The 13913-nt window shown below is 58.1% G+C and carries 17 protein-coding genes and 1 tRNA gene; 10 read left to right on the top strand and 8 right to left on the bottom strand.

Translation table 11 applies throughout. The features are described from left to right. Window positions 1-100: 100 nt before the first annotated feature. Window positions 101-649, top strand: a complete 549-nt coding sequence (locus tag ACVWYY_RS05870) for a hypothetical protein (protein WP_457439852.1) — start codon at window positions 101-103, stop codon at window positions 647-649. Window positions 650-804: 155 nt separating this feature from the next. Further along, window positions 805-895, top strand: a tRNA-Ser gene (locus ACVWYY_RS05875). Between the two features lie 236 nt (window positions 896-1131). Here the strand turns inward: ACVWYY_RS05875 and ACVWYY_RS05880 are convergent. The 3 genes from ACVWYY_RS05880 to ACVWYY_RS05890 form a co-directional block, all read right to left on the bottom strand. Further along, window positions 1132-1443 carry a hypothetical protein gene (locus ACVWYY_RS05880; RefSeq protein ID WP_457403278.1) on the bottom strand — a complete coding sequence of 104 codons (312 nt, stop codon included), beginning with the start codon at window positions 1441-1443 and terminating at the stop codon, window positions 1132-1134. Window positions 1444-1625: 182 nt separating this feature from the next. Further along, window positions 1626-1913 (bottom strand): hypothetical protein, encoded by a 288-nt coding sequence (locus tag ACVWYY_RS05885; RefSeq protein ID WP_011433893.1) that lies wholly within the window; start codon window positions 1911-1913, stop codon window positions 1626-1628. A 111-nt stretch (window positions 1914-2024) separates the two neighbouring features. Further along, complete coding sequence (locus ACVWYY_RS05890; RefSeq protein ID WP_457439854.1) at window positions 2025-2345, bottom strand: hypothetical protein; 321 nt, start codon at window positions 2343-2345, stop codon at window positions 2025-2027. 110 nt (window positions 2346-2455) lie between these two features. Here ACVWYY_RS05890 and ACVWYY_RS05895 point away from each other — a divergent pair, with 110 nt between their 5' ends. Beyond that, window positions 2456-3586 carry a geranylgeranyl reductase family protein gene (locus ACVWYY_RS05895; protein WP_414352097.1) on the top strand — a complete coding sequence of 377 codons (1131 nt, stop codon included), beginning with the start codon at window positions 2456-2458 and terminating at the stop codon, window positions 3584-3586. Here the strand turns inward: ACVWYY_RS05895 and ACVWYY_RS05900 are convergent. The 3 genes from ACVWYY_RS05900 to ACVWYY_RS05910 all read right to left on the bottom strand — a co-directional run bounded on the left by ACVWYY_RS05900 (window position 3583) and on the right by ACVWYY_RS05910 (window position 5814). Next, entirely contained in the window at window positions 3583-4068 is a 486-nt protein-coding gene (locus tag ACVWYY_RS05900) for an ATP-binding protein (protein WP_457439856.1), read from the bottom strand. The genes ACVWYY_RS05895 and ACVWYY_RS05900 overlap by 4 nt on opposite strands. Window positions 4069-4187: 119 nt before the next feature. Continuing rightward, complete coding sequence (locus ACVWYY_RS05905) at window positions 4188-5003, bottom strand: OmpA family protein (RefSeq protein WP_414342005.1); 816 nt, start codon at window positions 5001-5003, stop codon at window positions 4188-4190. 151 nt (window positions 5004-5154) lie between these two features. Then, a complete protein-coding gene (locus ACVWYY_RS05910; RefSeq protein WP_457403281.1) occupies window positions 5155-5814 on the bottom strand; it encodes an XRE family transcriptional regulator in 660 nt (219 codons plus the stop codon). Between the two features lie 642 nt (window positions 5815-6456). Between ACVWYY_RS05910 and ACVWYY_RS05915 the strand changes: the two genes are divergently transcribed. From ACVWYY_RS05915 to ACVWYY_RS05940, 6 genes are all read left to right on the top strand, one after another. Next, on the top strand, window positions 6457-6705 hold the full coding sequence (locus ACVWYY_RS05915; RefSeq protein WP_011433899.1) for a hypothetical protein: 249 nt from the start codon (window positions 6457-6459) through the stop codon (window positions 6703-6705). Between the two features lie 100 nt (window positions 6706-6805). Further along, window positions 6806-7168 carry a photosynthetic/respiratory NAD(P)H-quinone oxidoreductase subunit C gene (gene ndhC / locus ACVWYY_RS05920; RefSeq protein ID WP_414331498.1) on the top strand — a complete coding sequence of 121 codons (363 nt, stop codon included), beginning with the start codon at window positions 6806-6808 and terminating at the stop codon, window positions 7166-7168. After that, window positions 7165-7899 (top strand): NADH dehydrogenase subunit K, encoded by a 735-nt coding sequence (locus ACVWYY_RS05925; protein ID WP_457384275.1) that lies wholly within the window; start codon window positions 7165-7167, stop codon window positions 7897-7899. Before ndhC ends, ACVWYY_RS05925 begins: the two co-directional genes overlap by 4 nt. A gap of 1 nt (window position 7900) precedes the next feature. Beyond that, window positions 7901-8452, top strand: coding sequence for an NAD(P)H-quinone oxidoreductase subunit J (locus tag ACVWYY_RS05930; protein ID WP_011433902.1), 552 nt, complete (start codon window positions 7901-7903; stop codon window positions 8450-8452). Window positions 8453-8499: 47 nt separating this feature from the next. Continuing rightward, on the top strand, window positions 8500-8673 hold the full coding sequence (locus ACVWYY_RS05935; protein WP_414331502.1) for a hypothetical protein: 174 nt from the start codon (window positions 8500-8502) through the stop codon (window positions 8671-8673). A gap of 34 nt (window positions 8674-8707) precedes the next feature. After that, window positions 8708-9958, top strand: coding sequence for a class I SAM-dependent methyltransferase (locus ACVWYY_RS05940; protein ID WP_457439858.1), 1251 nt, complete (start codon window positions 8708-8710; stop codon window positions 9956-9958). A 35-nt stretch (window positions 9959-9993) separates the two neighbouring features. Here ACVWYY_RS05940 and ACVWYY_RS05945 read toward each other — a convergent pair whose 3' ends face one another. After that, on the bottom strand, window positions 9994-10677 hold the full coding sequence (locus ACVWYY_RS05945) for a hypothetical protein (protein ID WP_457403284.1): 684 nt from the start codon (window positions 10675-10677) through the stop codon (window positions 9994-9996). Between the two features lie 791 nt (window positions 10678-11468). Between ACVWYY_RS05945 and ACVWYY_RS05950 the strand changes: the two genes are divergently transcribed. Then, on the top strand, window positions 11469-13007 hold the full coding sequence (locus ACVWYY_RS05950; RefSeq protein ID WP_457403285.1) for a glycoside hydrolase family 3 protein: 1539 nt from the start codon (window positions 11469-11471) through the stop codon (window positions 13005-13007). A gap of 35 nt (window positions 13008-13042) precedes the next feature. Here the strand turns inward: ACVWYY_RS05950 and fabD are convergent, their stop codons facing one another. Continuing rightward, window positions 13043-13909, bottom strand: a complete 867-nt coding sequence (gene fabD, locus ACVWYY_RS05955; RefSeq protein WP_457403286.1) for an ACP S-malonyltransferase — start codon at window positions 13907-13909, stop codon at window positions 13043-13045. Window positions 13910-13913: the final 4 nt, after the last annotated feature.

Here is a 13913-nt window from a genome sequence, read left to right on the forward strand (position 1 = left end):
GCGGGATACCGCCATTCTGGTTGGAAACAAACAGAATGCTATCGCTGCATAGTTGAACAGTGATGTTCAGCAGTGTTCAGCGTAAATGTATCAGAGATAGATGTTTACCCAATCTGCGTCTGATACTCTGGGGTTGGCACAACTGGATTTGGCGCAAATTCCGCGGCAGATCACCTGCGATGGCAGTGACTTGGATTGGATCCAGGCTCTGGCCATCGAAGGGATCCAACCTGAAGAAGAGGCTTTGCGAGCTTGGATGGCTTTCCGTGACCTGCGGGTGAACCAAGAGACGGGCAACATTCTACGCTGGCAAGGGCGTCCGCTGCGGGCCAGCCGTATCCGCTTTTTCGCCAGGAATGTGGCTTGGCGCTATGGTTTCTCGTTTTCCACCAGCATCCGCTCGCCCCTTGGCAAAGGGATCCCGACCCCTGAGGAGTGGCGCTACCCGGGCCTCTGCCGCTACGGGATTGTGCTGTTTCAACCCAACGCCCAACTGGTGGCCCATCAGGTTTTCGAGTCCTCGCCAGAGCAGCCCCAAGAGGTGGATCTGGATCCCAACCTGGATATTGCCTTCAACATCAATGACGCCAAGGGCAGCTACGGCGACAATAGCGGCAGCTTCGATATTTACCTGCAGGTGGTGAGCTAGACTCACCCAACCCCAGGAGGGATCCCGGCTGATCGCGATAGCGGGACGGAGTCTTTGCAGGGCGGGTCAGGGGGCAGTTGCCGGGTGGGATCCCATCCCCTACAATGAGTGAACTGGTGTCTGGATCCCAGCTTGCCATTGCCCTTCCTGGCCCTGGAGAGGTGGCTGAGTGGTCGAAAGCGGCTTCCTGCTAAGAAGTTACGGGGCCCAAAAGCTCCGTCGAGGGTTCGAATCCCTCCCTCTCCGTCCATATTTGCTGTCCATATTTGCTGACCAAGGTTGTTGACGTCCTCTGCGCGCCGTTAGCTTACTTCCCCATAGCGGTAGGGCGGGGCTTTTCTCAGTAGCTCGGGCGTCTCAGACTAACCTGAAACGACCATAGAGGCCAACTCCGCTACCAGTCATGGGTCGTGGAAGCAGGAAGAAATCAGAGACGTCACCTCCTATTGGGGTTTCGTAAGTTTTTCAGAGGGGTGTAGTCCTCAATCCAAATAGGCGCTCAACTCCTCCTCCAATGTAGGCAGTTGCACCTCTCCCTGCTCCAGCTCTTCCAAATCTTCCAGTTGCTTGCGCAAACGGGCGATCCGCTCTTGCAGGCACTCTTTGATGCCTTTGGCCCCCAAACCGAGGCAGCTGCGGCAGACTTCCCCGTAGATTTGCCCGCGGTCGTTATAGACCACCGCCAGCAACACTTGGTGCCCTTTTTTCTGGATGGGGTTGGCCCATCCCCCACAGATAATGCAGGGCACTCGGCCATTGCCCCCGTAAATGCTGCGTTCCCAGACGATTCTCACGCTCAGCCTCAATGCAACTTGTTGCCCACCAGCATAAAAACCCAGGGGGATCCCTTGCCACCCCAAGATGCCGCGTTCCTTCCCTTCCCATTGCGGTGAAACGGTTTGCTGGTTAAATGCCTGCCCCCCTCTCCCCCTGGGAGAGGGGCTTGGGGGTGGAGGCCAAAAAGGGATCCCAGTGGCTAGGTGCTGGGCCGGGCAGATTGAGAGCGGTCGATGGTGCGATAGGTGAGGCTGGCAGCCACCTCTAGAGCTTTGGCGGCGTCGCGGAAATAAAACCCCAACTCCTCATCCTTCTCCGTGCGGTTGGGCTTATTGAACTTGGCCTTGAACTGCACGTTGCAATACATGGCCAACCCCACCAGAACCTCTGACAGTCCGTGCTGGTTGATCAGCCGCTCCACGTCCGTAAGCAGGCTTTTGATCAAGGCATCGGCTACTGGTTCTGGCAAACTGTCCAGGTCGTGCATGGGGGCTCCTCAACCAACGAGAGCAAACAAGCCAACGGGTCTGGGATCCCGAAGGCAACCTCTCCTGATTTTCCTGCATCTTTTCCAGAATGCCCAATCCCCTTGCCAACGCTACCACCACTGCCGCAGCCAGCCCCACAGGCCCGGATAACGAATGGAGCGCTCCCAGGCCGCTTGTTCCAGATGATGGGCGTGGTCTTGGCTGCCGGGATCCCGCAGACGATTCAGGCGCATCAAATAGGCATAGCGGTGGATCTGTTCTCGCAACTGAACTGGGGGAAGGGCAAAGCACTCTGGGCAAATAGGGCCGAGATTCAGACCCCTATCGTTGAAAAGGCAACGAACTCGCTTCCCGCCCGCAAAACGCTTTCCGCAGGCGGCACAGTAGCAAGCTGAGGGCTGGTTGGCAAGGCGCTGCCAGCGAATTCGCATGGTCTTCCCGACAAAAAGGCAAGCAACGTGCAGGCAATTCGCTGTAGCCATAATAGGCTAGAAGCTGGTGAGCAAAACCCAGGATGGGGGGGCCTGGAGTATCGAAAACCATGCCGCAACTCTACGACTGTGTCATCGTCGGCGCCGGCCCTGCTGGAGGATCTGCCGCCTACCATCTGGCCAAGCGGGGACGCTCGGTGCTGGTTCTGGAAAAGGATCCCTTGCCCCGCTACAAACCCTGTGGGGGGGGAGTTTCTCCTATGGTGGCGGCTTGGTTTGACTTCGACTTTGGCCCCGCCATTTCCCTCAAGATCCGGCAAATCCGCTACACCTGGCGCGGCGGCGATCCGGTGGTGGTCGATTTGGATTTGAAAGAGCCCGTTTGGATGGTGCGGCGGGATATTTTCGACCACTACTTGATTCAGCAGGCGCAAAAGCAAGGGGCTGCGCTCCAGGCAGAATGCCCCGTCTCCGGCCTTGAGTGGCAAAGTGACCACTGGCAGGTGATGACATCCGCCGGCCCAGTCTGGGGTCGGTACGTGATTGGGGCCGATGGGGCAAAAGGCTCGATGGCCAAGTGGCTGGGCTTTCAGGAACGCCGTCGTCGCCTGGCTGCCGCCTTGGAAGCAGAAGTGCCCCTCTCGCAGCCGCAAACTGCAGCCGCCCATTTTGACTTCGGTGCCGTCAGCAATGGCTACATCTGGAACTTCCCCAAGGCCGATGGCTACTCAATTGGAGCGGGCACCTTTCGGGGTGGAGAAAAACAAAACCTGCGGGAAATTGCCGCCCAATATGCCCAAAGCTTTGGTGTGGACTTGAAATCGGTCAAGCCATTTGGCCATCCCATCTGCCTCTGGGACGAAGATCAACCGCTACACACCCAAAATGCCCTCTTGGTGGGAGATGCCGCCTGCGTCATCGATCCGTTTACCGCCGAAGGGATCCGCCCTTCCCTTCTCACCGGCATGTTGGCGGCCCAGGCCATCGATCAAGCCCTGGGTGGGGATACAGAAGCTCTGGAGAACTACTCCGCCCGCGTCCAGCAGGAATGGGGCTCCGAGATGCGTTGGGCCAAGCGGATTGCGGCGTTGTTCTATCGCTTTCCGGGCGTGGGCTATAGGGTGGGCGTTAAGCGACCGGGAGCCACTCGGCGCATGGGCCAGATCCTGGCCGGTGAACTGCGCTACAGCGATGTAGCCAGCTCGGCCATTCGCAAGTTAAGCGGCGGCTTGCTCGCCTAGGCCCGGCACCGACAGACTCGAACAGGATCGTCGAAGCGCTTGCCGATCACCAGGCAGTTGCGACCATCGGCCTGGCGGGTGTAGCTCAAGTGGGTAGAGAGAGCTTTCATCAGCAAAATACCCCGTCCCCCCTCGGATTCAAGATTGGCGTTGGGCGATGTGGGATCCGACACGTTCCGGGCAAATCCCTCCAGATCAAACTCCTGACCCCGATCCCAGATGCGCAACTCCAACCCCTGCGGCATCAGCAGCAGCTCAATGTCGATGGGCGTACTTTCCGGCAGAGCGCGGTGGGCGTGGCGAACGGCGTTGGTAAACCCCTCTACCAAAGCCAACTGACATTCCGCCCAAATGGGATCCGGGATGCCCGCATTTCGGAAAGACTCAAACCAGGTCAAAACCTGGTCAAGCGCGTCCAGGGTTGTGTCAACCCTCAGCGCAAACGTTTGCCTCTTGTCCAGAGGGATCCCTGCCGCGTTCAAAACCGAACCCCAACGATGAGGATTGAACTCAAGCCCATCAATCCTGGCCGGATTGACCCTACCAGATTCTAGACCAGAGCCCTGCTAGAACGTGTCATCCCCCACTTTGGGGGGTGCAGCTAGGGAGCGATGACCAAATCCACACGGCGGTTCCGCTGCCGTCCGGCTTCTGTGTCGTTATCGGCAACGGGCAAGGTGGGACCAAAGCCAGAGGTTGTCCAACTGATGGGATGGCCTTCCGGCAGCAGCTTCGTCAAATAGTCCTTAACCGCATTGGCGCGGCGCAGAGAAAGGGCCAAGTTGTAGTTTAAGGGCCCGATGTTATCGGTGTGGCCATTCACTTGAACGCGGGCGCCGGGCATAGCTTCCAAGGACTTGGCCACCTGGGCCAACAGCGAGGCTGCTTCAGGTCGAATCTCGGCTTTGTCAAAATCGAACAGCAAATCGCCCGGCAGGCTGATGGTTTGGGTTCCCACCTGAAAAGAGGTCGGCGTTTTGGTCGGGGCTGGGGTGCTTTCTTCTCCTGGGACGATCTCGGCAGCAGTGGAAGATTCCCTGACAGGCTCAGGGGCTGTTTGAGAACGCAGCCGTTGCAGCCGCGACTCCAATTCCTCAATTCTGATCAAGAGCTGGATCACCTGCTGGCGGATCTCCCGAATCTCTGCCTCCAGATCCGTGGGGCTCTCATGATTTTCCTCTGGATCTGCATCTGCTGTTGGGCTGGCCACCGGAGGATTGGCCTGGGGCGGAGCCAAGGTGGGCAGGATCGGTGGTGTGGGAGAAGCGGGTTGAGTGGGAGAGATGTTGGTCTCCGGCTGGGGCTGAGGTTGGGCCTGCTGGGGAAGCACCATCCCGACCCAGATTCCGCTGCTGACCAAGAGGATCCCGCTTAGGGAATGGAGAGCGACTGTTAGGAGCTGGGACGAACGAGCCATTGCAGGCAAACCTCCGGCTGGATGGGCGCAGGCAAGGAGCAGGAACTCCTCTCAACTCAACCCTCAAGACCCATCCTAACCGGCGACCCGATCTCGCCAAGGGGATTCTCGGTCGGTCCAACTGCCACTTCCCGCCATCTGCTGTGGGAGGCTAATCAAAACTGATGCGACCTCGATAACGCCCTATGAGGGTTAGGCCGTTGATGGGATCCGCCAAATCCGCCACAAAAGGGGGAAAGCGGGGATTGTCGCTGATCACCTTCACCTGGGATCCGGGCAGGCGCTGCAGTCGTTTGACCAACAGATCCCCATCCATCTGAAAGACGTAAATGCCTTCACAGCTTAGATCCCCGCCCTCTTGCCGTTCCACAAAGATCCAGTCGCCATCCTCCAACGTGGGAGACATGCTATCCCCCTGCACCCGAATCAGACTTAGATCGGCAGGGTTTCCCTTCAAGTGCGTCCGCAGCCAGTTTCGCTCAAAAGCAACCACCGATTCGATCGATTCTTCGCGCACCAACACCCCCGCTCCGGCAGAGGCGGCTACATCGACAAAAGGCACATACACATACTCTGCTTTCGCGTCGGGATGCAACTGCGGGGATCCCTCCCCTGTAATCAGCCAATTGAGGTTGACCTGGCCCACTTGGGCAATTTTCACGGCCTTGTCAATGCTGGGCACGGATCCCTTCAGGTAGCTGCGCAAGGCCGTATCGCTAATTCCGGCCCGTCGCCCAAACGCATAGACGGCTTCATCGCCAATCACCCATCGCAAGCGGTCTGCAAAAGAAGAGCCAGAGGAGATGGACATCGGCTTAACGCTACATATTGTGTATAAGCAGATTTTTACCACTATATCTTGACAAGTCAACAACCGGTGCAGCCATTTGGGGACAATCTTCAACCTGAGCTGACCAAGCGGCAGAAGGGAAATCTCACTTATTGTTAGCAGGCTGGCTGGGGAATCCTACTGGCGCTACCGTGGTTTTGGGTTGTGTTCACAGCGGGTCAGCAGCGGGCCGGCACAGCTTACTCTACCCAAAAAGGTGCACGTGGGATCTTCACCAAGTGCTGGGGTAAGCTACCCTGTCTGTTGAACTTATTCCGGCAGTCTGTCTGGGTGAAAGATGGTAAACTACCCGACTCAGACCGCTAAAGCAATACGGAGCGGGCTTTTAGTAGCCCTGCAGTTAGTAAACTAACCACGGACCTCTGGGCTGGTTTACGACAACCCCAATCGACCGTTACCAGTGCCCTAAAAAGCCGTTTCTGGTGTCCGCATTATTATTATAACATAAAACAAATAAAGTCACGCATTCCTCCCAACACTGACTTTATGAGTACAGTGCGGGGCTCCTGCGATTTCTAGCTGAGATATCGGCATTAGCGGCCCAAAAGGTTCGGTTCCCAGATTGCCTCTAGGTCTACTTCAAGCTGTTCTGCCTCAATCCCTATGGTTTCCTCTGACCTCAAGCGCTGGCTGGATAACTTCCTGATTGCCGTTGTCTTTCTGGTGTTCGCCGGGTTTGTCTGGTTTGTCTTTTCCGTAACCGGGGCTTTTCTTGGGATCCCACTGGGCTACAAACTTTGGATGCGGCTCTGGCTGCCTTTGTTTCAGCCGGCTTTGGGGATCCTGATGGCCGGGGCGGTGGTGAGCGGAGTGTGGGGCTGGCTGGAAAAACGCCGCTCCCAACAATCATGATCATCAATAGAACTGAAGATCCCGTGGCGCAGGGGAGCCACAGACTGGCTCTATACTGGAAACGTATCTAAATGTTGAGCAACTGAGGCAGTCTGGCGTCGTGTTTGTTCTGTCCGGCTACGAGTATTTGCTGGTTTTCCTGATCCTCTGCTCTCTGCTGCCGGTTTTGGCTCTGGGGGCTTCTGCACTCTTGGCGCCAAAGCGGCGGGGATCCCTGCGGCGCAGCACTTACGAGTCGGGCATGGAGCCGTTTGGGCAAGCCTGGATCCAGTTCAACATTCGCTACTACATGTTCGCACTGGTCTTCGTCATTTTCGATGTAGAGACGGTGTTCCTCTATCCCTGGGCAGTGGCGTTTCACCGCTTGGGGCTGTTGGCCTTTGTGGAGGCCCTGATTTTCATCGCCATCCTTGTGGTGGGTCTTGTGTACGCCTGGAGAAAAGGAGCATTGGAATGGTCATGACGTCTGAGAAATCGCAAGTCTTGTTTCCGGGGGCTGCCCCCCAGGTGACTACCGACCTCTCCAACAACGTCGTTCTGACGACGGTGAACGACCTGTACAACTGGGCTAAGATGTCCAGCCTCTGGCCGCTGCTCTACGGCACCGCCTGCTGCTTCATCGAGTTTGCTGCCATGCTGGGATCCCGCTTTGACTTCGACCGGTTTGGCCTGTTGCCTCGTTCTTCGCCACGCACCGCTGATTTGATCATCACGGCGGGCACGGTCACCATGAAGATGGCTCCGGCGTTGGTCAAGCTCTACCAGCAAATGGCTGAGCCGAAGTACGTGATCGCCATGGGGGCCTGCACCATCAGCGGTGGCATGTTCAGCTCCGATTCCTACACGGCAGTGCGGGGGGTGGACAAGCTGATCCCGGTGGATGTGTACATTCCCGGCTGCCCTCCTCGTCCAGAAGCGATCATGGATGCCATTGTCAAGCTGCGCAAGAAGATCGCCGCCGAGGACATGCGGGAACGAGGCCGTCTGCAGCAAACCCACCGCTACTACACGGTTAAGCACAACCTCAAGCCTGTGCCGGAGATCATCACCGGCAAGTATCTGGAGAGCGAGACCCGCCAAGCTCCCCCGCCAGAGCTGGCTGCGGCCATTGGCTTGCCAGTGCCCCCGGCCTTGCAAACCGCCGACTTTAAGCGGGCGGAACAGCAGCTCAAAGCCTTGCAGGGAGGAGTGTGAGATGGCAGAGGAGAATGCCCAGGAAAAACAAGCGCCGCCATCCGCAGGCGAGCAGTCGGAACCCTTGGTGACGTTGGAGCGGGGCCCGGTTTCCCAGTTTCTGGCCGACAACGGCTTCGAGCACCAGTATTTGGGGAGAGACGCAGCGGGGGTAGAGCTGTTGGAGGTGGAGCGGGACTTTCTCCTACCCTTGTGTACCGCCCTCTATGCCTACGGCTTTAACTACCTGGAGTGCCAGTGCGGGTATGACCTGGGGGCAGGGCAGCCACTGGTCAGCCTTTACCACCTGATCAAGCTGTCAGACGGGGCGGATCGCCCTCAGGAGGTGCGGCTCCAGGTAAAGTTGCCTCGCCAGGATCCACGCCTACCTTCCGTATACTGGATTTGGAAGTCGGCGGATTGGCAGGAACGGGAAACCTACGACATGTATGGCATTGTTTTCGAGGGACACCCGAACCTGAAGCGGATTTTAATGCCGGAAGACTGGATAGGGTGGCCCCTGCGCAAGGACTACATCACGCCTGATTTTTATGAGCTGCAGGATGCCTACTGATTGGGGATCCCTGACTCGGTGAGCAGCGTTGAACAGGATGGGTTGAGATGTGGCCTTTTTTGCTCTTGGCAATCTATGCAGGTGGAGTTTGGTACTCGGCCCGCAAGGCGGATCGCATCTATTCGGGCTCCGGGAAGTGGGTGGTATCGGCCCTCTGGCCGGTGCTGCTGCTCTCAAACCGTCAGTTTCGCCAAAATTGGCGTCGTCCCCTGAACAAGTAAGTTGAGTGAGTCTGGATCCCTGGAATCCTCACCTGTGATCGCTCCTGAGCAACACCTACGCGACCCGAGTCTTTCTCTATCGACACCTCAGGCCACGCAGAAGTTGCGGGAGTTGATTGTCAGCCGCATTCGCGCTCAGGGACCGGTGACCTTTGCCCAGTTTATGGAGTGGGCTCTCTACGAGCCAGGGTTGGGCTATTACGAGCAGGGATCCCCGATTGGCCCCGACTACCTCACCTCCCCCCACCTGGCGGCGGACTTTGCCCAACTGTTGGCGGAGCAAATCCACCAGTTCTGGCACATTTTGGGATCCCCCTCTGCCTTCACGGTCATCGAGATGGGGGCAGGCAGCGGTCGCTTGGCCCAGGATTGGCTGACCTACGTGCGCTCTGCAAGGCCTGCGGCCCGCTTACGCGAACAGCCCTCTTTTTGGCAGGCGCTGGACTATGGGATTTTGGAGCGTTCTGCCCATCTGCGGCAGCTCCAGCAGGAGCGGTTGGCCCCTTTTGGGGAGAAGGTGCGCTGGTTGGATTGGGACGGGATCCCGGATGAGTCGGTCACAGGCTGTTTCTTCTCCAATGAGCTGGTGGATGCTTTTCCGGTGCATCGGGTGCAGGTGCAGGATGGGGCTTTGCGAGAAATCTATGTCGATTGCGGCGAGGCTGCAGAAGCCAACTTCCGGGAAGTGCTGGGGGATCTGTCCACTCCTGAGCTGAGGGAGTATTTTGCCCGCTTGGGGATCCCTGTAGAAACTTATCCGTCCGGTTACCAAACCGAGGTGAACCTGAAAGCCTTGGAGTGGCTGCAGCTGCTGGCCCGTAAGCTGCGGCGAGGCTACGTGCTCACCATCGATTACGGCCACACCGCCCAGAGCTACTACAGCCCCCACCGCGCCCAAGGTACGCTCTTGGCCTACCGACAGCACGGCAGCTATACGGACCCCTATGTTCGGGTGGGATCCCAGGATCTCACCGCTCATGTGGACTTTACGACCCTAGAGCAAGTGGGAGAATCTCTGGGGCTAAGATGCCTGGGGTTCACCCGGCAGAGCAACTTTTTGGTGAACCTGGGATTGACCGAGCGGCTGGCTGCCCTCAGCCAAATGGGGAACCCGGTTGATGGCGAAGCTGTGGATGTGGGCCAGGTTTTGCGGCGGCGACATGCTCTTCACGCGCTGCTGGATCCCATGGGGTTGGGGGGCTTTGGGGTATTGGTGCAGGCCAAGGGCTTGATCCCCTCAGAACACGCTCACCCTCTGCGGGGCTTTGGCGAGCCAGAGCTGTGAACCGTTTCGGTGCTATTGGGATGGGATGTCTGCCCCTACCGGCTACCGTTGCCTTCCATCGATGCCAGTTCTGCCATTGCTCTGGCGCTATCTTCCAGGTTGTCGATTCGCTCCTCGAGGGTTGCAAAGACTTCGTCATATTTGTCGGCCCATGCGACGCCGGCGGCAGCTTTGGTCGTGCGGGCCAAGTTGAGAGATACGTCTGGAGATCCTTTTTTGGGAACGGATGGCCGTTCCGCGAAGTTGCCAGCAGCTGTTGAGGGATCAGCCTGGGTTAGGGGGGCAATATCTTGCTTGAGGAGATTCTGTTTTGATTGGAGTTGTTCCACCTTGGCTATGCCCTCTTTGAGGGACTGAATGGGCCTTTTTTTCTTGGCTTGTAAATCTTCAATCGAGGCTTTCAGGCTTTGCTCTTCTGCGCGTAACTGAGGAAGTCGTTCTTCTTGAGATTGGATCTGGATCTCTGTTTCAAAATGAAGCTGAGGAGTTTGAGCTTGCGAACGAGCCTCATCATAAGGTTGGGCAGCAGCCACCCCCTTCTGCTGGACTTTTGCCCAATCTTCAAGGGCAGCACGCAGGTTGGCCAGTTCGCTTTGCAGTTGCTGTAGGTCTGAAGGAGTGATTTCGTTTTGCTTCTGTCGATTTTCGAGGTGCTGCAGAAGCTGGATTTTGGCTTTGGCCTCGCTTCCAGATAGAGCAGAAGCCACATAGCCCGTCATCCCCGTGGCCAAACCTGCTGCTCCTGCCTGCCACAGGGATCCTCCCGCCCCAAGGCCGCCAATAGCCACCGTAACTCCAGCCAACGCGGGAAAGGCAGTTATCCAAAGCTGGCGGCAGGAGAAAGGCAACATCATCGACCCCAGGGTGGAAGAGGAGATTGTCTTGAAGATTGTTTTGACCATAGGTAATGTTTGGGTAGGTTTTCTCTCACTCACAACTCCTCTTTTTTTAAGGAGAAAGGGGAGCTAGAACCAACACAAAGAACAAAGAACGCCTTAGAGACAATTTTACTGCACTATTTCACTGCACTTCATCACTGCACTTCAAGATGACTCTGGTGTACTGCTGAGGTTACAGTTCTTTACGCCATCCCTCCAGTATGGCCACAACTACAAGTCAATCGCCACTCTAAACCTGCAAGAGCCACTTCAGCTAGAAATCGCAGGAGCCCCGCACTGTACCCGTAGGGTCGGTGTCGGGAGGAATGCTATAATAATACTGCGGGCACCAGAAACGGTTGTTTAAGGCACTGGTAACGGTCGATTGGGGGTGCTGTAAACCACCCCAGAGGCTCGTGGTTGGCTTGCTAACTGCAGGGCTACTAAAAGCCCGCTCCGTACCGCCTAGCGGTTGGTGTCGGGTAGTTTACGCTCATCCTGACCGGCTTTCTTGGCAGCGACGCCCAAGGACATCTGCTTTGACATGCTCGATAGGACTCCGTCCCGCTGACGCGAAAGGACCCCGTCCCGCTGCCGCAGTGGATCCCAGGGCTTGGAGCCTTGAGGAGAAAGTGGGGCAACTGTTTCTGGTTTATTTTGAGGGAGCTGAGTTTTCCTCCGCTCTCGAGGAGATGATCCGGGACTACCACGTGGGCGGGCTGATCTTCTATTCGATTGCCGGCAACATTCAAACGTTGCCTCAGGTGGCCCAGCTCATTGCCGCGGCTCAGGCACAAGCCCTTGTCCCCCTGTGGATAGCCATTGATCAAGAGGGGGGGCCGGTGGTGCGCCTTACCGAGGGGGTGACGGTGTTCCCCAGCGCCATGGCAGTGGCAGCAGCGGGATCCCTGGCAAAGGCGGAAGCTATGGCCCGTGCGGTGGGAACGGAGCTGAAAAGTTTGGGGTTTAACCTCAACTTCGCCCCTGTTGTGGACGTGAACAGCAACCCCCACAACCCCATCATCGGCATCCGAGCCTTTGGGTCAGACCCGAAACAGGTGACAGATTACGGCCTCGCCCTGTGGCGCGGCTATCGGCAAGCCGGGATCCTCTGTACGCCCAAACATTTTCCCGGCCATGGGGACACCGATATGGATTCCCACCTGGGGTTGCCGCGGGTGGATCGCCCTCTGGAGGCGCTACAGACCACGGAATTGCGCCCGTTTCAGGCTTTGATCCGGGCAGGGGCAGAGGCGATGATGACGGCGCATGTGGTGATGCCGGCTCTGGGATCCGTCGGCGACAGCGGGACGAAGTCCTTGCAACCGGCAACGCTGGCCCCTGAGGTGGTGTCCGGCTGGCTGCGGCAGAAGCTGGGTTTCAAGGGTCTTGTCCTGACGGATTCCCTGACCATGGGGGCCATTGCCCGCACCTACGGCATTCCCGAAGCGGCAGAACTGGCCTTTAGGGCAGGGGCCGATGTGCTGGTGTTTGGGGCAGATCCCGGCTTTAGCCCGGCCATCCAAAAAGAAGCCTATGCCCATCTGCTGCGGGAGTTCCGTGCCGGTCGTTTGTCGGTTGAGCAGTTGGATCGGTCAGTGGAGCGAATTTTGACCTTGAAGCGGCGCTACGGATTGGGATCCCCCTGCCCCCCTTTCCCCCCTGCCGGCTTGGAAAACCACCGGGCACTGGCCCGCCAAATCGCCCAAGACAGCATCACCCTAGTACGGGGATCCCTGCCCCCCTTAGCCCCCGACCCGCTGCTCATTACCCCTGTGCCTCTTCTGGGGGATCTTTTCCAAAATGTCTGGCCCGGTGCTCAGGTTCTCAAGATCAGCCCAGAGCCTACCCCTGAGGATTTGCAAACAACCCTGCAAGGGGCGTCAAGAGCTGACCAAGTGCTGGTGGGATCCCTTGATCTGTTTCGTTACCCGCTTCAGAAGGAGTTGCTGGCGGACTTACTGGGATCCCTTCCGCCGGAAAAGGTGATTGGGTTGGCCTTGGGATCCCCCTACGACGCCTTTGCCCTGCCCCAGATCCCGGTCTATTTGGCCTGCTACGGCACTACCCCCGTCTCTCTACAGGCGTTGCTGCAGGTGTTGTTGGGACAGATCCCGGCCCAGGGTCGCTTGCCGGTTGGATCCCACTTGGAGGGATCCTGGTCGCGTTAGCGGGACAGAGCTCTTTCCCGTTAAAAACAGATCCACTAACTGCTGAGGCTGCTGACAGTGCGCCGTGCCAGGGCCGGCACCGTTCGCTTCACCAAGCCCGTCAGAACATTTCCGGGGCCGATTTCCCACACCTCTTGGATGCCGTCGGCAGCCATGTGCAGCACCGTCTCTCGCCAGCGGACAGGGGCAGTCATCTGGGCCAGCAGCGCCTGCTTAAGGGCTTGCGGATCCCGGCTGGCGGTGGCAGTGCAGTTGCTGTAGACGGGCACTCGCGGCGGCTGAAAGTCAACAGCGCGCAAGGTGTGGGCAAACTCCTCGGCAGCAGCCTGCATAAAGGGCGAGTGAAAGGCGCCACTTACCTTGAGGGGAACGGTGCGCTTGGCCTGCAACTGCTCACAGACGGCCCGCACCCCCTCCACTGAGCCGCTGATCACCACCTGATCCGGGCTGTTGTCGTTGGCAAGGGTGACATCGGGGATCATCTGGCACAGGTGCTCCAGCTTGTCGCGGTCAAACCCCATCACTGCCGCCATGCTGCCCGGGGGATCCCCTGCGGCTTCCATCAGTTGGCCCCGCAGCGCCACCAGCCGTAGGCCGGTTTCGAAATCAAACACGCTGGCAGCGTAGAGGGCGCTGTATTCGCCCAGACTGTGGCCAGCAGTGCAGGCAGGAGCCTGTCCCTGGGCGTAGAGATAGTCCGTCAACAGGGCCGATACGGTGAACAAAGCCGGTTGCGTGTAGCCGGTCTGGTGGATCTGGTCTTCCGACAGAGCTAAGGGATCCCATCCCAACATCTCACGGGCCAAAGCCAACTTCTGGGCTGCTCCCTGCCAGTTCCGCAAGTCCCTTCCCATGCCCACCGCTTGGGATCCCTGGCCGGGATAGATCCAGGCAACGGTCATCAAT

Source organism: Thermostichus sp. MS-CIW-34 (assembly GCF_054060435.1).